Origin of the sequence: Proteus columbae (genome assembly GCF_002777965.1) — a bacterium.
Classification (GTDB): Bacteria; Pseudomonadota; Gammaproteobacteria; order Enterobacterales; family Enterobacteriaceae; genus Proteus; species Proteus columbae.
This window is the reverse complement of the sequence record NZ_NGVR01000032.1, coordinates 300,893-319,172: the sequence shown is the minus strand read 5'-3', so window position 1 is coordinate 319,172 and position 18,280 is coordinate 300,893. Positions and strand designations below refer to the sequence as shown.

General features: G+C 41.0%; 20 protein-coding genes. 13 read left to right on the top strand and 7 right to left on the bottom strand.

Going from position 1 to position 18,280, the window contains the following annotated elements; translation table 11 throughout:
• The first annotated feature begins 55 nt into the window (after positions 1-55).
• Both flhB and flhA read left to right on the top strand, forming a co-directional pair.
• The gene (gene flhB, locus CBE70_RS18160; RefSeq protein ID WP_100160430.1) at positions 56-1,204 is read left to right on the top strand and encodes a flagellar biosynthesis protein FlhB; all 1,149 of its coding nucleotides are present in this window, start codon (positions 56-58) and stop codon (positions 1,202-1,204) included.
• On the top strand, positions 1,197-3,287 hold the full coding sequence (gene flhA / locus CBE70_RS18155) for a flagellar biosynthesis protein FlhA (RefSeq protein WP_100160429.1): 2,091 nt from the start codon (positions 1,197-1,199) through the stop codon (positions 3,285-3,287). The genes flhB and flhA overlap by 8 nt, the downstream gene beginning before the upstream one ends.
• Before the next feature lie 412 nt (positions 3,288-3,699).
• Here the strand turns inward: flhA and CBE70_RS18150 are convergent, their stop codons facing one another.
• From CBE70_RS18150 to flgA, 3 genes are all read right to left on the bottom strand, one after another.
• Positions 3,700-4,137, bottom strand: a complete 438-nt coding sequence (locus CBE70_RS18150; protein WP_232797432.1) for a flagella synthesis protein FlgN — start codon at positions 4,135-4,137, stop codon at positions 3,700-3,702.
• A 16-nt stretch (positions 4,138-4,153) separates the two neighbouring features.
• The gene (gene flgM / locus CBE70_RS18145; protein WP_100160428.1) at positions 4,154-4,453 is read right to left on the bottom strand and encodes a flagellar biosynthesis anti-sigma factor FlgM; all 300 of its coding nucleotides are present in this window, start codon (positions 4,451-4,453) and stop codon (positions 4,154-4,156) included.
• Between the two features lie 436 nt (positions 4,454-4,889).
• Complete coding sequence (gene flgA, locus CBE70_RS18135) at positions 4,890-5,546, bottom strand: flagellar basal body P-ring formation chaperone FlgA (protein WP_100160426.1); 657 nt, start codon at positions 5,544-5,546, stop codon at positions 4,890-4,892.
• Positions 5,547-5,755: 209 nt separating this feature from the next.
• Between flgA and flgB the strand changes: the two genes are divergently transcribed.
• The 11 genes from flgB (at position 5,756) to flgL (ending at position 15,904) form a co-directional block, all read left to right on the top strand.
• Entirely contained in the window at positions 5,756-6,166 is a 411-nt protein-coding gene (gene flgB / locus CBE70_RS18130) for a flagellar basal body rod protein FlgB (RefSeq protein ID WP_006533174.1), read from the top strand.
• 10 nt (positions 6,167-6,176) lie between these two features.
• Entirely contained in the window at positions 6,177-6,581 is a 405-nt protein-coding gene (gene flgC / locus CBE70_RS18125; RefSeq protein WP_069367469.1) for a flagellar basal body rod protein FlgC, read from the top strand.
• Positions 6,582-6,593: 12 nt separating this feature from the next.
• Positions 6,594-7,424, top strand: a complete 831-nt coding sequence (locus CBE70_RS18120; protein ID WP_100160425.1) for a flagellar hook assembly protein FlgD — start codon at positions 6,594-6,596, stop codon at positions 7,422-7,424.
• Between the two features lie 27 nt (positions 7,425-7,451).
• A complete protein-coding gene (flgE, locus tag CBE70_RS18115; protein WP_100160424.1) occupies positions 7,452-8,678 on the top strand; it encodes a flagellar hook protein FlgE in 1,227 nt (408 codons plus the stop codon).
• A 21-nt stretch (positions 8,679-8,699) separates the two neighbouring features.
• A complete protein-coding gene (locus CBE70_RS18110) occupies positions 8,700-9,455 on the top strand; it encodes a flagellar basal body rod protein FlgF (protein WP_100160423.1) in 756 nt (251 codons plus the stop codon).
• Positions 9,456-9,474: 19 nt separating this feature from the next.
• Positions 9,475-10,257: a flagellar basal-body rod protein FlgG gene (flgG, locus tag CBE70_RS18105; RefSeq protein WP_100160422.1), complete on the top strand. Its 783-nt coding sequence runs from the start codon at positions 9,475-9,477 to the stop codon at positions 10,255-10,257.
• 63 nt (positions 10,258-10,320) lie between these two features.
• Positions 10,321-11,064: a flagellar basal body L-ring protein FlgH gene (locus tag CBE70_RS18100; RefSeq protein ID WP_100160421.1), complete on the top strand. Its 744-nt coding sequence runs from the start codon at positions 10,321-10,323 to the stop codon at positions 11,062-11,064.
• 14 nt (positions 11,065-11,078) lie between these two features.
• The gene (locus tag CBE70_RS18095) at positions 11,079-12,185 is read left to right on the top strand and encodes a flagellar basal body P-ring protein FlgI (protein ID WP_100160420.1); all 1,107 of its coding nucleotides are present in this window, start codon (positions 11,079-11,081) and stop codon (positions 12,183-12,185) included.
• Positions 12,185-13,171 carry a flagellar assembly peptidoglycan hydrolase FlgJ gene (gene flgJ, locus CBE70_RS18090; RefSeq protein ID WP_088495222.1) on the top strand — a complete coding sequence of 329 codons (987 nt, stop codon included), beginning with the start codon at positions 12,185-12,187 and terminating at the stop codon, positions 13,169-13,171. Before CBE70_RS18095 ends, flgJ begins: the two co-directional genes overlap by 1 nt.
• Positions 13,172-13,288: 117 nt before the next feature.
• Complete coding sequence (gene flgK / locus CBE70_RS18085; protein ID WP_100160419.1) at positions 13,289-14,932, top strand: flagellar hook-associated protein FlgK; 1,644 nt, start codon at positions 13,289-13,291, stop codon at positions 14,930-14,932.
• A 27-nt stretch (positions 14,933-14,959) separates the two neighbouring features.
• Positions 14,960-15,904 (top strand): flagellar hook-associated protein FlgL, encoded by a 945-nt coding sequence (gene flgL, locus CBE70_RS18080; protein WP_100160418.1) that lies wholly within the window; start codon positions 14,960-14,962, stop codon positions 15,902-15,904.
• A gap of 160 nt (positions 15,905-16,064) precedes the next feature.
• On the opposite strand, the gene CBE70_RS18075 is transcribed toward flgL, so the two are convergent.
• The 4 genes from CBE70_RS18075 to fliQ all read right to left on the bottom strand — a co-directional run bounded on the left by CBE70_RS18075 (position 16,065) and on the right by fliQ (position 18,275).
• Positions 16,065-16,442 (bottom strand): hypothetical protein, encoded by a 378-nt coding sequence (locus CBE70_RS18075; RefSeq protein ID WP_100160417.1) that lies wholly within the window; start codon positions 16,440-16,442, stop codon positions 16,065-16,067.
• Positions 16,443-16,509: 67 nt separating this feature from the next.
• Positions 16,510-17,097 (bottom strand): hypothetical protein, encoded by a 588-nt coding sequence (locus CBE70_RS18070; protein WP_157926023.1) that lies wholly within the window; start codon positions 17,095-17,097, stop codon positions 16,510-16,512.
• Positions 17,098-17,217: 120 nt separating this feature from the next.
• Positions 17,218-18,000 (bottom strand): flagellar biosynthetic protein FliR, encoded by a 783-nt coding sequence (fliR, locus tag CBE70_RS18065; protein WP_100160415.1) that lies wholly within the window; start codon positions 17,998-18,000, stop codon positions 17,218-17,220.
• Between the two features lie 5 nt (positions 18,001-18,005).
• Entirely contained in the window at positions 18,006-18,275 is a 270-nt protein-coding gene (fliQ, locus tag CBE70_RS18060) for a flagellar biosynthesis protein FliQ (RefSeq protein WP_069367481.1), read from the bottom strand.
• Positions 18,276-18,280: the final 5 nt, after the last annotated feature.

Below are 18,280 nucleotides of genomic sequence, written 5' to 3'. Positions count from 1 at the left end.
TGCTTAGAGTCATTTCATTCATGCTTTTAATCTCAATATCTAAATCGGACAGACTGTGGCTGAAGATAGCGATCTCGAAAAAACAGAGGAACCCACACCCCATAAACGGGAAAAAGCCAAAAAGGATGGGCAAATTGTCCGTTCTAAAGAGCTATCGTCGGTATTAATGATCTTGGGTGGCGTGAGTTTGCTGTGGATGAGTGGTGGATTTATCACTCGTGGGCTATATGCCATGCTAACAGAAGGGTTTACGTTTAATCATCACCTTATTGGTAATGAGAATTTGCTGATCCCTCGATTTGGTAGCTTGATTAAACAAGCTGTTTTTGCGCTATCCCCCGTATTTTTGGGTTTAGTACTTGTAGCAATTGGTGGCTCTGCCTTATTAGGTGGGATTAACTTTAGTAGTAAATCCATTAAGTTTGATCCTAAAAAATGGAACCCTATTTCTGGGTTAAAACGTATTTTTTCTATGAATGCGTTAGCAGAGTTATTTAAAGCGATACTGAAATCAACTTTTGTGGGGATCGCCGCAACAGTTTTTTTATGGCACAACTGGAACGATATTCTCCATCTGATCACGCTTCCACCGCTGAGTGCGCTAGCCAATGCGATGCAACTGCTGATTTTCGCCGTCTACATTACGGTTTTTATGCTGATACCGATGGTGGCATTCGACATTATTTTCCAAATTCGTAGCCATTTGAAAAAGCTACGTATGACGCGCCAAGAAATTAAAGACGAATTTAAACAGCAAGAGGGTGATCCGCAACTTAAAGCGCGTATCCGTCAGCAACAACATGCGATGTCTCGCCGTCGAATGATGGCAGATGTACCGAAAGCTGACGTTATTGTTACGAACCCAACACACTATGCTGTTGCACTGCAATATAACGACAAAATGACTGCACCTAAAGTTTTAGCAAAAGGTGCAGGAGCCATTGCGTTAAAAATTAAAGAGATTGGTGCAGAAAATCGAATTCCGCTTCTAGAAGCGCCTCCGCTTGCTAGGGCGTTATATCGTCACAGTGAAATAGGCCATGCAATACCTTCAACCCTTTATGCTGCGGTTGCAGAGGTGCTTGCATGGGTTTATCAACTGAAACGATGGAAAACCGAAGGTGGTTTAAAACCTAAACAACCTATGAACTTGCCAGTGCCTCCCGCACTGGACTTTGCTGGAGAAGATAATCGTCATGGCTAATTTGGCCTCATTACTCCGCTTGCCGGGAAATTGGAAAAGTTCTCAGTGGCAGATACTGGCAGGGCCAGTGCTTATCTTGTTGATACTGTCAATGATGGTATTGCCATTGCCACCTTTTCTATTGGATTTATTATTTACCTTTAATATCGCACTCTCCATCATGGTGCTGTTGGTCGCAATGTTCACTCGACGTACTTTGGACTTTGCTGCTTTCCCTACTATTTTGCTGTTTACCACGTTGTTACGTTTATCATTAAACGTGGCTTCAACACGTATCATCTTAATGGAAGGGCATACAGGGCCAGAAGCCGCAGGGCGCGTTGTTGAGGCCTTTGGCCATTTCCTTGTTGGTGGCAACTTTGCTATCGGTATTGTGGTCTTTATCATCCTTATTTTGATTAACTTTATGGTTATCACTAAGGGTGCGGGACGTATTGCCGAGGTTGGTGCGCGTTTTGTGTTAGATGGAATGCCGGGTAAACAGATGGCAATCGATGCTGACCTGAATGCTGGCATTATCAACGAAGACGAAGCAAAAAAACGCCGTAAAGAAGTTTCGTTGGAATCTGACTTTTACGGTTCAATGGATGGTGCGAGTAAGTTCGTTCGTGGTGATGCTATCGCAGGCTTAATGATTCTTGTGATTAACGTGGTGGGGGGGCTTATCGTTGGTGTCGCTCAACACGGAATGGCATTAAACGATGCTGCAACGACTTATACCCTTTTAACCATCGGTGATGGTCTGGTTGCTCAAATTCCTGCATTGATTATCTCAACAGCAGCGGGTGTTATCGTTACTCGTGTTGCAACAGATGAAGATGTTGGGCAGCAGATGGTTACCCAACTGTTTGATAATCCTCGTGTTCTACTGTTAACCGCAGGCGTGCTAGGTCTGTTAGGTTTAGTACCAGGAATGCCTAACTTTGTTTTCCTCTTCTTCACCGCAGCATTAGGTGGACTAGGTTGGTATATCTTACGCCGTAACGCTAATCCTGAAGTGCAACAACAAAAAGAGATGGAAGAAGTTGAAAAACAAAATCGTGTTGTTGAAGCTTCATGGGAAGATGTACAACTTGAAGATCCATTAGCGATGGAAGTAGGGTATCGCCTAATTCCAATGGTAGATAACCGCCAAAATGGTGAGTTGTTAGGCCGAATTAGTGGTATTCGTAAAAAGTTTGCTCAGGAAACGGGGTATCTTCCTCCTGTTGTTCATATCCGAGACAATATGGAATTAAGACCTTCTTCTTATCGTATTCTAATGAAAGGGGTTGAAATTGGTCACGGCGAAGCGCATCCAGGTCGTTGGTTAGCAATCAACCCGGGTAATGCCGTTGGCTCTTTAGATGGCGATATTACTCAAGAGCCTGCATTTGGTTTACCAGCTGTTTGGATTGATGACAGCTTAAGAGAGCAAGCTCAAGTTCAGGGTTATACCGTTGTTGCTGCAAGTACCGTTATTGCAACACACTTTAACCATGCATTAACGAAATACGCATCGGAATTATTTGGTCGTCAAGAAGCACAAATGCTGTTTGATAGGGTGAGTAAAGAACTCCCTAAAATGACAGAAAATATGATCCCAGATATGCTTTCACTCACTGTATTGCATAAAGTATTGCAAAACTTGTTGTCTGAACAAGTGCCTATTCGTGATATGAGAACCATATTAGAAGCCTTAGCAGAGCATGCACCAGAGCAGAAAGATCCGGCTGAATTAACGGCGGTTGTTCGTGTTGCACTTCGCCGTGCGATTACACAACACTGGTTTGGTGATCAAGATGAAATCCAAGTCATCGGGTTGGATGCAAGCTTAGAGCGTATTCTTGTTCAAGCAATGCAAAGTGGTGGCGGTTTAGAGCCGGGACTGGCTGAAAATATTGAACAGCAAGCAGCTGATGCCGTGCGTCATCAAGAGATGTCTGGAGGGGCTCCTGTATTATTAGTAAATCATGCGTTACGTGCATTATTGTCACGTTTCTTACGCCGTAGCCTGCCACAATTAGCTGTATTGTCGAATATGGAAGTCAGTGAAGGTCGTCGTATTCGTATGACATCAATGATTGGTGGACAACCTCATTAATCATTCTCGCTAATATGCCATTATCTAAATCTAAGGCTACTTTATTAAGTGGCCTTTTTTATATGTTGATAAAATGAAGGGGCGCTGTGTTAGAGAGTAGTGTTAGAAAGTGATGTTAGCTTTTTACTCGCTACAAAGGGAAAGAAGTAAGTACATTAATAAATAGATAGCTTAGTGGTGTCTATTTTAGTGTGTTATGAAAAGGTGCGGTAATGGTGTGAAAATAAAGGCTCAAACAGAAGCTAATATTTAGATAAGAAAAATGATGTGCCACGAAGCCACGAAAGGATGATAGGTAACAGTGCAGTGTGATCTGCTGGTAGCTTAAAGTGAGTAGTGTTTTATTAGCAAAGCAAAACGCCATCAATATTGATGGCGTATCGCGTGAATTTTGAAATATTACTAAGGAAGCCTAAACCTGAATTTTACGCCCAGCCAGTGTTGAACGCTGTGCTTGCCCATCAGAACCATAAAGGGTTGGGCTGTGGTTCTTCTGCAAAAAACGGATAGCATCACTATTACGAGAGATGTGTTGATCAAGTAGTAATCCGTTATGTTGATTCAGATATCTTAACTCCGCCGTGATGTCTATTATCTGTGTCCATAAATCAGATAAGAACGGCAACCCTGCATAAGGTTTTTCTACACCGGCTTGTAGGCTTAGCGTATGACGCTGTTGGTCTGTATGACCTAAAGCTGACAAGACAAAATTCTTCTGTTCAGTTACTTCGTGCAAGGCATTGATATCAATATTACCTGCACATAACAACTGTTGTTCAGCACGTAAAATACCCGCAATGGTATTAAGCTGTGATAATTGAAGATCTAAAGTCTGGCGGAGTTCTTCCATCATAATCATTAAAATATTATAGAGTTATGCTTTCAGCAGCTTCACGGAAAAGAGCGTCCGCAATTTTACCGCTGTCCATGGTTAATGTTCCGTTGGCAATTGCTTCTTTTAAACGAGCAACTTTCTCAACGTTAATGTCTTTATTTCCAGGTTGAACAAGTTTTTTCTGAGCTTCACTAAGTTTTACAGAAGTGTCGCCTGTTGCAGTTTTTTGTTCAGTTGTTCCCGATTTACGAGAGCCCTGAGTGATTTCACTCGGGTTACGTTGTGCAATTGCGTTAATCGGAAGCAGTGGATTCGCGCGTTCAATACTCATAGGAAAATCCTTTGTTAGGCATCAATTAATAGTCAGATGAAGCCATTGTAAAACAACCTATGTGTTTTCGCCTATCATCTTGGTTCTTTATATCGGCTATCAAATCAAAAACTTTAATCTTAGTCGTCATACTCGTCATACTTCAAGCCGTAGCGTTGTTGACCACATTCACTCACACTAGTCACATACTTATGTATGCTCCTAGCGATTCGTTCATTTGTCGCCTAGCTACACCTTGAATTATTTAGAGTATCTATTCGTTGTACTTTAATACACCTTGAATTATTTAGAGTATCTATTCGTTGTACTTTAATACACCTTGAATTATTTAGAGTAAAAAATGTAGCGCAAGAGAGTTTACCTTGGCTTGCCATAACTAAAACGGGTAACAAGCAATTCAATATAGGCTTATTCTGCTTATCAGCTTTTTAATTGATTAAAGAGGGATACGTACAGAGCCGTCTTCAAGTGCTTCACCAGTGACGATTTGGCCTGATTTAACTCTTACTCGAATGGTTTCATTGGCGACAGCGTTGTTTACGGCTTTACCTTCATAACGGATCTGAAAGTGAGGGCCTTGTGCAAATACGGTGACTGTTTGTCCTGCCAAAATAGCCCAAGGGCGACGAACCATTGTGGAGGTTAAAGGCTTTCCTGCGGATATTTGTCGCATTGCGATCGCATTTTTAATTAATGTGGGATCACGTAATACATCATAAGGCAATTTTTCTAATTCGCCCGTAGCTACGCTAACGGCAGAAGTTTCAATAATGTCATCACGATTAATATCTTTTTTTGCGATTAAGTATTTACCATTAACGCTGACATCAATTTGAATAAAACGACGCTGTTTATCACACTGAATTGGGATTGAAAGACGTCCCCAATTACGAGAGCCAGCATGGCGTTGGATCGCTTGTGTTTGGCAGACAGGCCATTTCTCTTCTGGTGTTAAAACAGTCACCGTCACTTTATCGCCTTGCTGATGAAGTGCGACAAAGAAATCTTGTAGTTCTTCAGGGAGTGATTTCGCGATACTCACATTCACCATAAAGAAAAAAGAAAACAGACCGATAAGAGTTCTAACTAACATAATTTGTATCACCTTACAGAGTTGATGCTAATTGTGCGTTTGTAATTATTTAGCAATAACAGTGTACATCGACTTTGCACGCCTTAAACGCATAAATAGCAATCCAATTTACGCCTATTCCTCCAATCATCTTTTTTTTGAGCGTTTATTCTGTCAACTGAAATTGTTTTATCAGCTGAGATAAGTGGCTTAGCCACCAAGGATAGAAGATGCTCGATAAATTAGAAAATACGTTTCATTTTCAACAAGAAGCACTCTCAATACGTAACAAACGCCAAGAAATTCTCGCTGCGAATATCGCTAACGCAGATACCCCAGGCTTTCAGGCTCGTGATATTGATTTTGCTTCTGAATTGAAAAAAACCATTGAAAACGGACGTACTGGTAGTCATGGCATGCAATTGGCAATGACATCAGAGCGCCATATCCCGATCAAACCCGGTTATCGCTTAGAAGCGGACTTACTCTATCGTGTGCCTCATCAAACTGCGATGGATGGTAATACCGTGGATATGGATATGGAACGTAGTAATTTTGCTGACAATAGCCTTAAGTATCAGGCTGATGTGACATTTATTAACTCGCAAGTTAAAAGCATGATGGCTGTATTGCAACAGTAGGGTAAAGAGCATGTCTTTATTTAGTATTTTCGATATTTCAAGTTCAGCACTTTCAGCGCAATCACAGCGCTTAAACGTGAGTGCCAGCAATATGGCAAACGCTGACAGTGTTGCGGGTCCAGATGGCGACCCTTATCGTGCAAAACAGGTTGTTTTTCAGGTAAACGCACCTGCAGGTCAAGAAGTTGGCGGTGTTCGTGTGACTGAAGTGGTGGATGATCCTGCGCCATTTCGTATGGAATATCAGCCGGGACATCCTTTTGCCGATGAAAAAGGGTATGTACGTATGCCGAATGTTGATGTTGTGGGTGAAATGATTAATACCATCTCTGCATCAAGAAGCTACCAAGCTAACGTCGAAGTGATGAACACGGCAAAATCGCTGATGCAAAAAACACTGATGATAGGTCAATAGGGAGAATAAATTGTGGGTATTTCCTCCTCAATGAATGAACCTTATGATAATACCATTATCGGGGATGCACCTTCTTCATACCATACGAAAAAAAGTGGTAGTGATGATATTAAAGGGAATTTTCTGACACTTCTCATCACTCAGATGAAAAATCAAGACCCAACAAACCCAATGCAAAATAATGAGTTAACTTCCCAGTTAGCTCAAATTTCAACCGTCGAAGGCATTGAAACACTGAATAAAACAGTGAATAACATTGTTGGGCAGATTGATCAAAGTCAGGCGTTGCGAGCTTCTTCTTTAGTTGGCCGTGGCGTCATGGTTTCTGGGAATAAAATTGTTGTCTTTCAGCCAACCGACGGTAAAGGTGAAACTGAAAAACCCGGTGATGGGGATGACACAATTCCAAAACCTGATACTCAAAATGAAAAAACACGTCAGCAAATGGGAACGTATAAAGCAGATAATACCGACCCAAATACCCCTGACGGTGAACACCTATTTTCAACACCTTTTGGTTTTGAATTACTCAGTCCAACCGATTCTCTTACGATAAACATCACCAATGCCAGTGGTGTGACTGTTCGTACAATTCAAATGGACAAAAAGATGCTACCGGATGTTTATAACTTCTCTTGGGATTGTACTGATGAAGATGACAATCCTGTTCCAACAGGAAGTTATAAATTTACCGTTAACGCCACGCTTAATGATGCTCAGGTCCCTGTTAAGACACTGAATTATGCGCTGGTGAATAGTGTGTCCATGGTGGATGGTGGTGCCCGCCTTGATGTTGGCTTAGGTAATACCGTTTCATTGGATGAAATTCGTCAGGTTCTTTAACTAACACATATTCAACTTGGAGGGCGCATGTCCTTTTCACAAGCAGTAAGTGGTTTAAACGCAGCAGCCGCTAACTTAGATTCTATCGGTAATAATATTTCTAACTCCGCAACCTATGGCTTCAAAGGTGCAACTGTCTCTTTTGCTGACGTTTTCGCCGGCTCTGGTGCAGGTCTGGGTGTTAAAGTGGCAGGTATTAGCCAAAACTTTAAAGACGGTAGTATCACAACCACTAACCGCCCAACAGACGTAGCGATTTCTGGCGGTGGTTTTTTCCGTATTGAAGATCAAAACGGTGGCGTTTTCTATTCACGTAATGGTGAATTCGGTAAAGATAAAAATGGTTTCCTGACTAATATGCAAGGTATGCGTGTAACAGGTTATCCAGTACAAGTTGTTGATGGTAAAAATGTTGTTCAAAAAGGGGCAACACCAACACCTATCGTTATTCCTACCGATATGATGAATGCCAGTGCAACCAACAAAATTGATATGGCGGTTAACCTAAACTCAGGTGAAGAAAAACCCGCTAAAGCTCCATTTGATGCTAAAGATGGTGATACTTATAACTTTAGTACTAACGTGACAACCTACGATAGCTTAGGTAATGAACATAATCTGAACTTATTCTTTGTAAAGACAAATGACAATGAATGGAAAGTTTATGGTCAAGATACATCGACTAAAGCTGCTGGTGGTGCACCAACACCGGCTCAAGATTTAGGTACTTTGAAATATACCAACGCAGGTGTGCTGGATAGTTATACAAAGACTGATATGAATATTGCCTCTTTGAATGGTTCTGCTGTAGGTAAGATTGAACTGGATTTCACCGGCAGTACTCAGCAAAAAGTATCAGAATCAAGTGTGTCTAAATTAGCGCAAAATGGTTACCAAGCGGGTGAATTCACTAACTTCCGTATTGAAGTTGATGGCTCCATTATGGCGACCTATTCAAACCAACAAAGCCAAGTGGTTGGTCAAATCGCATTAGCTAACTTTGCAAATGCTGGTGGTTTAAGCTCACAAGGCGACAATATGTGGTCTGAAACTAACGGTTCAGGTTCACCAATCGTCGGTGTAGCAGGATCTGGTGTTTTCGGCAAATTAACTAACAACGCATTAGAAGCGTCTAACGTGGATATGAGCCAAGAGTTAGTTAACATGATCGTTGCTCAACGTAACTATCAATCAAACGCACAAACCATCAAGACTCAGGATCAGATCCTGCAGACTCTGGTTAGCTTGCGCTAATAACGCCGGAAATAATCTGTTATGGATCATGTGATTTATACCGCGATGGGCGGCGCCAGACATTCGATGGAAAATCAAGCTGTCGTGGCGAACAACTTAGCAAACGCATCAACGCCGGGATTCAAAGCGCAGCTTAGTGCAATGCGAGCCGTACCTGTCAATGGCGATACCTTACCGACTCGTACATTAACGGTAGCATCAACGCCAGGTAGCGATCAGAGTCAAGGAACGATGAACTATACCGGCAGATCAATGGACGTTGCTTTAAGTGAGAACGGCTTTTTGGCTGTTCAACTTGAAGATGGCTCAGAAGCCTATACCCGAAACGGGAATATCCAACGTAACGCTGATGGCATGTTGATGGTACAAGGCCGTTTGTTAATGGGGGATAACGGTGCGATTGAAGTACCTCCTCAAGCAAATGTCAGTATTTCCAACAACGGTATTGTGACTGCGCATGTACCGACTGATCCGCCAAAAATGTTGGGTCAAATTGGTCGCTTGAAGATGGTAAAGCCAGAGCAAAACGATTTAGTTCGTGGCGATGATGGTTTATTCCATTTATCACCAAAAGGAACTGCGCGTGCTGGTGAGGAATTACCTGCGGATGATAGCGTGAAGGTGTTAGCTGGTGTGTTAGAAGGTAGTAATGTTAATCCAGCAGAAGCCATGGTCGATATGATAGCAAACGCAAGACGTTTCGAAATGCAAATGAAGGTTATTCATAGCGCTGACGATAATGCGCAACGAGCTAACCAATTGCTATCACTGAGTTAAATAGTGTAAGGGGAAAACCATGATCCGTTCTTTATGGATTGCTAAAACTGGGTTGGATGCACAACAGACAAACATGGATGTGATTTCCAACAACCTCGCAAACGTCAGCACCAATGGTTTTAAACGCCAACGTGCGGTTTTCGAAGATTTACTGTACCAAACAATTCGTCAACCGGGTGCAATGACGTCAGAACAGACGAATGCGCCATCAGGTTTACAAATTGGTACAGGTGTTCGTCCTGTTGCGACTGAACGTTTACACAGCCAAGGTAACTTAGCGCCAACAAACGGTACTCGTGATGTGGCGATTAAAGGACAAGGTTTCTTCCATGTTCAGTTACCAGATGGTACAGACGCTTATACTCGTGATGGTGCATTCCAAATGGATCAAAATGGGCAATTAGTGACAACCAGTGGTTTCCAAGTCGTACCGGCAATTATTTTGCCTGATACAGCAAAGAAAGTGATGATTGGTCGTGATGGTACTGTCAGTGTTGAGATGGAAGGTTCAACAGCACCACAACAAGTGGGGCAATTGACGCTAACAACCTTTATTAATGACAGCGGATTAGAAAGTGTTGGTGAAAACTTGTACTTAGAAACCGCAAGTTCTGGTGCGCCTACTGAAAATGCCCCAGGTATCAACGGCGCAGGCTTGTTGTATCAGGGATATGTTGAAACCTCTAACGTTAACGTAGCTGAAGAGCTGGTCAATATGATCCAGACTCAACGTGCTTATGAAATTAACAGTAAAGCGATTTCAACGTCTGATCAGATGTTACAGAAACTAACGCAACTCTAATTTCGTTTGTTCATTAGCCTGACAGGGTTTCCTGTCAGGCGTATTACTAAAAGAGTATCGAAGATGGATACAAAGGTCATTACTGACAATTCTGGGGCAAGAAAGCTTAGTGTCAGATGGCGTCGTCATCAACGTTTAGGTACCGCCCTGTTGGTACTGACACTGTCGGGATGCGCATATATACCCAAAAAACCGTTAGTGGAAGGCAACACAACGGCGGTTCCAACGGCACCTACTGCACCGGCACCCAATGGCTCTATTTTTCAGGCAACTCAGCCTGTTTATTTTGGCTATCAACCTCTATTTGAAGATAGACGTCCTCGAAATATAGGCGATACGCTGACTATTACATTGCAAGAGAACGTCAGTGCAAGCAAAAACTCATCTGCGAATGCCAGCCGTAATGGTAAAGCAGGATTCCTTGCTGCGATTACGCCAGGATTCTTGGAAGGAATATTTGGTAATAAACGTACAGATATGAGTATGGAAGGAAACAGTGACTTTGGCGGTAAAGGTGGCGCAAATGCGAACAATACCTTTAAAGGCACCATTACTGTTACCGTCGATCAGCTTCTTGCCAATGGAAACCTGCATGTTATTGGCGAAAAGCAAATTGCTATCAATCAAGGTACTGAATTTATCCGTTTTTCAGGTGTTGTGAACCCAAGAACCATCAGTGGTGCTAATACCGTAAATTCAACCCAAGTTGCTGATGCTCGTATTGAATATATCGGAGACGGTTATATCAATGAAGCACAGTCTATGGGATGGCTACAACGCTTCTTCTTAAATGTATCACCTTTTTAATGAGTAGGGTCCAGATGAAAAAAATAGCGATGAGCCTTTTCTTTATCGTGATGACATGTGTCGGTTTTTCCGCTCATGCCGAACGGATCAGAGATCTCACCTCTGTTGAAGGGGTAAGAGAAAATGCGCTGATTGGTTATGGTTTGGTCGTGGGATTAGATGGAACGGGTGACCAAACAATGCAAACCCCGTTTACCACGCAAAGTCTGAATAACATGCTCTCACAATTGGGGATCACGGTACCACCCGGCACCAATATGCAATTGAAAAACGTTGCTGCGGTAATGGTAACTGCAAAATTACCGCCTTTTGGTCGTACAGGGCAATCAATCGACGTTGTTGTTTCATCCTTAGGTAATGCAAAAAGCTTACGTGGTGGTACGTTGCTGATGACACCATTAAAAGGTGTTGATAATCAGATTTATGCTTTAGCACAAGGCAATATTGTTGTCGGGGGAGCTGGTGCATCTGCGGGTGGTAGTAGCGTTAAAGTTAACCAGTTAGCGGGTGGACGCATTAGTAGCGGAGCTATCATTGAACGTGAGCTGCCTTCGCAATTTGGTCAAACAGGCCTGTTGAACCTACAACTGAATGAAGAAAACTTCACTTTGGCACAACACATCTCTGATACCGTTAATAAATTACGAGGTGTGGGTACAGCTATTCCTTTGGATGCACGTACAGTTCAATTACGTGTTCCTATTGGTAAAAGTGAACAAGTGCGTTTCTTGGCGGAAGTTCAGAATCTTGAAATTAAACGTGTTGTTGCAGATGCGAAAGTGATCATTAATGCAAGAACAGGTTCTGTTGTTATGAATCGTGATGTGACATTAGGAAGCTGTGCTATTGCTCAAGGCAACCTTTCCGTTACGGTTGATAGCCAAGTTAATGTAAGCCAACCTAATACTCCGTTTGCGGGTGGTAGCACCGTTGTAACGCGTAATACTAGCGTAAATATGAGCGAACAAGGTGGCTCATTACAGCAAGTAAATGCAAGTGCAAGCTTAAACGAAGTGATCCGTACATTAAATGCACTTGGTGCAACACCAACAGATTTAATGTCAATTTTGCAAGCAATGGAAAGCGCGGGTTGCTTACGTGCGAGATTGGAGATTATCTGATGAAAGATTTATCTCTGCTTTCTTCAATGCCGACGATGTCAGCGCCGGCATATGACAGTAATGCATTGAATAAACTTAAATATCAGGTTGGACAAAATGCTGATCAGCAAGGGCTGCGCCAAGTGGCGCAGCAACTTGAAGGTGTTTTCGTTCAAATGATGTTAAAGAGCATGCGTGATGCTATTCCTCAAGAAAGCATGTTCAATTCAGAGAGTACCAAGATGTACACCTCTCTTTATGATCAACAAATTGCTCAAGACTTATCGCAAAAAGGCTTGGGCTTTGCTGACATGATAGAAAAACAACTTTCTGCTAAAGTCACAATGGATCCAAGTGAAATGGCTGGTAAAACACCAATGCCATTAGATGGTAGCGATATATTTCAATCCATGCCAACACAAGCATTGGGGCAAATATATCGTGCAATGCAGCCTTATCAAAATGCAGTTGAAAGTACGATTGGCAAGCTTAAGGGCTTATCTGAAAGCAGTGCTTCTTTTGCATCAAAACTGTTGGGACCTGCAAAACAAGCCACAGAAGGTACCGGTGTACACCATCTTTTAGTTGTTGCTCAGGCGGCACTTGAATCAGGTTGGGGTAAGCGTGAAATTCTAACCGGTGACGGTAAACCGAGTTATAACCTGTTTGGTATTAAAGCAGGAAGTAGCTGGAAAGGGCCTGTCACGAATATCATGACAACTGAAGTGATCGATGGTAACTCGATTAAAATGCGCGATAACTTCCGTGTTTATGGCTCCTATGTTGAAGCTATTCAAGATTACCTCAGACTTATCACTGAAAGCCCTCGTTACGCCAAAGTACCTCAAGCTCAAACCCCTGAACAAGCGGCTTACCGTATTCAAGAAGCAGGTTATGCCACCGATCCGGGCTATGCGAAAAAACTGGTTTCAATTATTGGTCAATTAAAAGGCAGCGGTGAGCAAGTTGCTAAAACTTATACTCACGATTTAAGCGACCTATTTTAATCATTTTCCCCTCAAGTTTAGAGGGGAAGAACCGATAATAAAGACCAGAGCATCCATTTAACTTGCCAGCTATGCTCCGTGCATACGGGTGATGACTAAACGTAAAAGGATAGACAAATGTCCAACAGTTTAATTAATACAGCGATGAGCGGACTTAATGCGGCACAAGCTGCGATGAGCACTGTGAGTAATAATATCGCTAACCAAAATGTAAAATGGTACAACCGTCAAATGACTGTATTTAATGAAAACGGCGGTACGATGACCGGTAATGGTTATATCGGTAATGGCGTCAATGTTAGCCGTATTCATCGTGAGTATAATGAATTCCTTGCTGGTCAAATGAACCGTGCAATGTCAAAACAAAGCGCACTTAATAGCTATACCCAAAATATCTCACAAATTAATGATTTGTTAGCAGATAAAGGGAATGACGTTTCGAGTGCGATTGACGAATTTTTTACAAGCTTACCAAACGTTACCAATAACGCAGAAGATAACCCTGCGCGTACAACGGTTATTGGTAAAGCGGAAGCAATGGTTAATATGTTTGCTAAAGCAGACCAATCATTGCGTGATCTAGAAAAAGATATTAATAGTCAGGTGACAAACACCTCTAAAAATATCAATGAATATACAAAACAGATCGCAAAACTAAATAATGAAATTAGTCGTTCTAAAGGCTTTAATGGCGCTGATCCTAATGACTTATTAGACCAACGTGATCGTTTAATTCAAGAGCTAAATACACTGGTTGATGTTCAAGTGACTCAACAAGATGGTGGTTTTGTTAACGTCACATTTGCTAATGGTTTGCCATTAGTATCTGGGACTCGCTCTTATGAAGTTTCCGCTATTCCATCAAATAAAAATAGCGAACGCCTTGTTATTGGTTATAGCAATGGTATTGATGAAGTGCGTGAAGTGGATACAAAACGCATTAAAGGTGGCGAACTTGGCGGTGCATATCGTAGCCGTGAAGAAGTGTTAGATCCAAGCCGTAACCAATTAAATCAATTAGCGTTAGTGCTGGGTGATCAATTTAATAAACAACATGAGCAAGGTTTTGATTTAAATGGCGACAAAGGTGAAAAATTCTTCGACCTTGGTGGCGCTCATGCGATGACAAACGGTAAAAACAAAGGTGATGCCACCTTTGATGTGAAATACACTGACACCAAAGAAGTGAAAGCCGCTGACTATACGGTTAAATATGAAGCGGGTAAGTGGAATGTTACGGTTGAGCCGGGTGGTCGTAAAGTTGCCGCCACATTTGATGCAACAAAGAAAGAACTGACTTTTGAAGGGATGAATATCACCGTCAATGGTACCGCCCAAGAAGGTGATTCCATTGTCGTTCAATCTGTGGGTAACGTGATTGCAGGCATGAAAGTTGCGGTAACTGATCCTAGTAAGATTGCAGCTGCAGGTGCTGATAATACTGGCCCAAGTGATAACGAAAACATGAAAAAACTGTTTGAGTTACCCGATGCAAAAATTATTGATGGTAAAACAACGATTGCTGGTGGTTATGGCTCATTGATCAGTATGGTCGGTAATAAAGTGAATACCGCTCAAGTAGACTTTGATGCTCAGGTTTCTATTACTAAAAGTATTGTAAAACAACAACAGTCTGTTTCTGGTGTGAACTTGGATGAAGAGTACGGTGAAATGTATCGTATTCAAGAATATTACATGGCAAATGCGAAAGTTATTCAAACTGCAAACAGTATGTTTGATGCGATTATGCAAGTTCTCTAAGCCTTCATCAGAATAAGGAATAACACGGTGCGTTTAAGTTCAAATCAAATTTTTAGCCAGCGCGTGGATAATATCACTAGCTCGCAAAGTAAATGGATGACTGAAGGAAATAAAATCTCCAGTGGTCGTCGTGTTGAAAAACCATCAGATGATCCAATGGCGGCTTCTCAAGCGGTAATGGTTAAACAATCTGAATCTCGTAATCAGCAGTATGCGACAGCGCGCGGGTTTGCAAAAAACAGTATGTCTTTGCAAATGAGCTTAGCAAGTCAAATGGTTAATATCACGACTAAAATTCAAGAAACACTGGTTGCAGCAGGTAATGATGCAACATTAAGTGATGAAGACCGTTCATCTTTAGCTGATCAATTACAAGGTTTAAAAGATCAGCTAGTAGGTATTGGTAACACAAAAGATGGTGTTGGCCGTTATATTTTTGCCGGTTTCCAATCGGATAAGCCTCCTTTTGTGGCTGATGCTACGGGTAAAATCACCTATCAAGGTGGTGATAAGCAAATTACCCAAAAAGTAGATAGTAATATTGAAATGGTCACTAACTTTACAGGGATCGAAACATTACAATCTTCAGGTAGTAAAGGTACGGCTCCAGATATTTTTGAAGCATTAGATGGCGCTATCACTGCACTACGTGAACCTTTAACAGGTAAACCACAAGCTGATCGTGATGCTGCATTAGCGAAAATTGATACAGCAAACAGCGTTAACCGCGCTACATTAAATAATATTTCTAGTGTTGAGGCGAAGTTAGGTTTGCAACTTCAAGAACTTGATAACTTGGATGATTTAGGTGCGGATACTTCTTTAAGAAATGCAAAACGCTTAAGCGAATTGCGCGATTTAGATTGGACACAAGCGATTTCAGATTATTACCAAGAAGAGTCTGTATTACAGGCTTCTTATAAAGTCTTTAACGACATGAAAGAGATGTCGATGTTTAAGATGTATCGCTAATTTTTATAGTACTGTCTCGCGACATTTTGATATCTCCCCTGATATTGATTTATCAGGGGATTTTTTTATCAAAAAGAAAAATTTAAAATAATTAAGAATTGTAGTGAGGGAGGTTGTCATAGAAACACTTTATTTTTCTAATGGGATTAGCATGGTATCTCTATTTTACAGCTAAACCCGCCATAATATTATATTTTCTCTCTAAACTCATGTCGGCTTTCCAGTTAGCGTGACTACGACTATTTTTAGCTGATTCGGTTATTTTTCGCTTAACTTCACTTGGGTTAATATTGCGTAGTTGAGCGGCTAAAACATATCGTGTAGCAGCATTTTCAAGAGTTTCTTGGGCTGTCTCGGTTAAGTGAATTCCATTTTCTTGACTTTTCTGCAAGTTAATTTTCACAGCAAACTCAACTAATTCAATATATTCATCTCGAATTGAAGTTTGATTTATGATTGTTAACAGTTGTTTATGTGGTGATACATTCGCCGTTTTATTTTTATAATGTTTAGCTTTAGATGATTTTCTAATATTCATATTGCCCCCGTACCTACACTATTACTTTTTTAGTTTATCATATTTGATTAATAATTGCTCACTGAGATCAGATACCTAATATTTTACTCATCAGTTTAGCACGAGGTTTATTGTTTCTTTTTTGTCGTGCTTTATCTGCAGAATTTAATTCATACCCCTGAGCTGTATACTGAGAAATAAGCCCTTTAGCTGGACGGCTTATGCAGACTTGTTTAATGTTGTATTCATATGCAAAACTTTCAGCAATAATTAATGCAATAGGTAATATGTACCCTGAGAGAGGGTGTTTATTAGGGTTTCCTTCTAAGTAGCGTAATGTTACACATAGTCGTTTTTTTGAACGTTTTGCTAGCATTAACCCACATAAAATATCACAACACCTAATGGTTACATCGATTCTTTTAGTTTGACGAGAACGTTCTTGTGACCAATCAAATTCTATCCAGTCACGTTTATTGCACTTTCTCCAATTGTTAATGACTTCCTGTGCGTCTTCATAGTAAATACGATCTAGTTTTATTTTATCTATAGGAAGAATATGACCAAAGTCGGTTGTGATAGTAATTAGCGCATTATCAAAGGCTGAAGCTCGTATGATTTCATGTAATATTTTATTATCTGTTATATCAATAATATATTTACTTGCATTATCCAATATTATAATTTCATTATAAAAATGAATCATTTATCGCGATTCTAAAGGAATCTTTTTTGAAATGCATTAGATCAATTTAATTTTAACGGGCTGAATGGTTCTATAAGTATTTTAGGTTAGTTAAGAAACCAACTGCTGCAATATTAATGTAATACGATTAAACGTATCGCTAAAGACACGCTCTGTAAACACAGGTAATGCAGGCATAATCATTGATAAGGCTAACATACCAATGGTTAATGTAAGAGGGAAGCCGACCACGAAAACAGAAAGTTGTGGTGTCATTCTGTTTAAAATACCTAATGAAAGGTTAAGCACTAAAAGTAAGGTGATTAATGGCATAGCCAACATCATACCGTTAATAAATATGGTACCGCCACTTTGAACTAAAGTTAGTATACCTAAAGAGTTAAAAGTCTGATTTCCAATAGGAACAACATAGAACGTATCAACTAATACAGACAATAACCATAAATGACCATCAAAGACCATAAATAACAGCATTGTTAGCATATTAAAAATACGTGCCAGAATAGGCATATTAGGGCCACCTGATGGATCGACGAAGGTGGCGAATGAAAGCCCCATCTGTAAACCAATCACTTCACCAGCATGACGAACAGAAGCGAACGCTAACTGCATCGATAACCCTAGAATTGTGCCAATCAAAATTTGTTGCAACAGTACCCAAAAAGCAATAAGCGAGAATAAAGGTACATTACTTTGCGGTAAGCCCGGTGCAACTAATGCGGTAATCAAAAAGGCGAGCGCAATGCGAAATTTTTTAGGTGTCTGCTTTTCACTAAATAGCGGTGCAGTGCTAAAAAGGGCGAGTATACGCACAAATGGCCAGAAAAAATCACTAATGTAGCCGTTAAGCATTTCACTGGTCAGGGTTATCATTGCTATTAACCAATCATCCCAGGAATGCCTGTAAATAAGTTATGCATATAATCAACAAGTAAACTTAACATCCAAGGGCCAGCAACTAAAATAGCGGCTAATACAGCAAGAATTTTGGGAATAAACGATAATGTCATTTCGTTTATCTGCGTTGCAGCTTGAAGCATACTGATCACAAGACCGGTCACCAGAGCGGACAATAAAAGAGGGCCTGCTAGTGATAAAGCGATTTTCATCGCTTCAGTACCTAGTGCTAAGACGGATTCTGGTGTCATGGGAT

Coding starts and splice junctions, on each gene's coding strand:
- flhA (WP_100160429.1), top strand. CDS start 1,197: ATGGCTAATTTGGCCTCATTACTCCGCTTGCCGGGAAATTGGAAAAGT.
- CBE70_RS18150 (WP_232797432.1), bottom strand. CDS start 4,137: ATGGAAGAACTCCGCCAGACTTTAGATCTTCAATTATCACAGCTTAAT.
- flgM (WP_100160428.1), bottom strand. CDS start 4,453: ATGAGTATTGAACGCGCGAATCCACTGCTTCCGATTAACGCAATTGCA.
- flgA (WP_100160426.1), bottom strand. CDS start 5,546: ATGTTAGTTAGAACTCTTATCGGTCTGTTTTCTTTTTTCTTTATGGTG.
- flgB (WP_006533174.1), top strand. CDS start 5,756: ATGCTCGATAAATTAGAAAATACGTTTCATTTTCAACAAGAAGCACTC.
- flgC (WP_069367469.1), top strand. CDS start 6,177: ATGTCTTTATTTAGTATTTTCGATATTTCAAGTTCAGCACTTTCAGCG.
- flgE (WP_100160424.1), top strand. CDS start 7,452: ATGTCCTTTTCACAAGCAGTAAGTGGTTTAAACGCAGCAGCCGCTAAC.
- CBE70_RS18110 (WP_100160423.1), top strand. CDS start 8,700: ATGGATCATGTGATTTATACCGCGATGGGCGGCGCCAGACATTCGATG.
- flgG (WP_100160422.1), top strand. CDS start 9,475: ATGATCCGTTCTTTATGGATTGCTAAAACTGGGTTGGATGCACAACAG.
- CBE70_RS18100 (WP_100160421.1), top strand. CDS start 10,321: ATGGATACAAAGGTCATTACTGACAATTCTGGGGCAAGAAAGCTTAGT.
- CBE70_RS18095 (WP_100160420.1), top strand. CDS start 11,079: ATGAAAAAAATAGCGATGAGCCTTTTCTTTATCGTGATGACATGTGTC.
- flgJ (WP_088495222.1), top strand. CDS start 12,185: ATGAAAGATTTATCTCTGCTTTCTTCAATGCCGACGATGTCAGCGCCG.
- flgK (WP_100160419.1), top strand. CDS start 13,289: ATGTCCAACAGTTTAATTAATACAGCGATGAGCGGACTTAATGCGGCA.
- CBE70_RS18075 (WP_100160417.1), bottom strand. CDS start 16,442: ATGAATATTAGAAAATCATCTAAAGCTAAACATTATAAAAATAAAACG.
- fliR (WP_100160415.1), bottom strand. CDS start 18,000: ATGATAACCCTGACCAGTGAAATGCTTAACGGCTACATTAGTGATTTT.
- fliQ (WP_069367481.1), bottom strand. CDS start 18,275: ATGACACCAGAATCCGTCTTAGCACTAGGTACTGAAGCGATGAAAATC.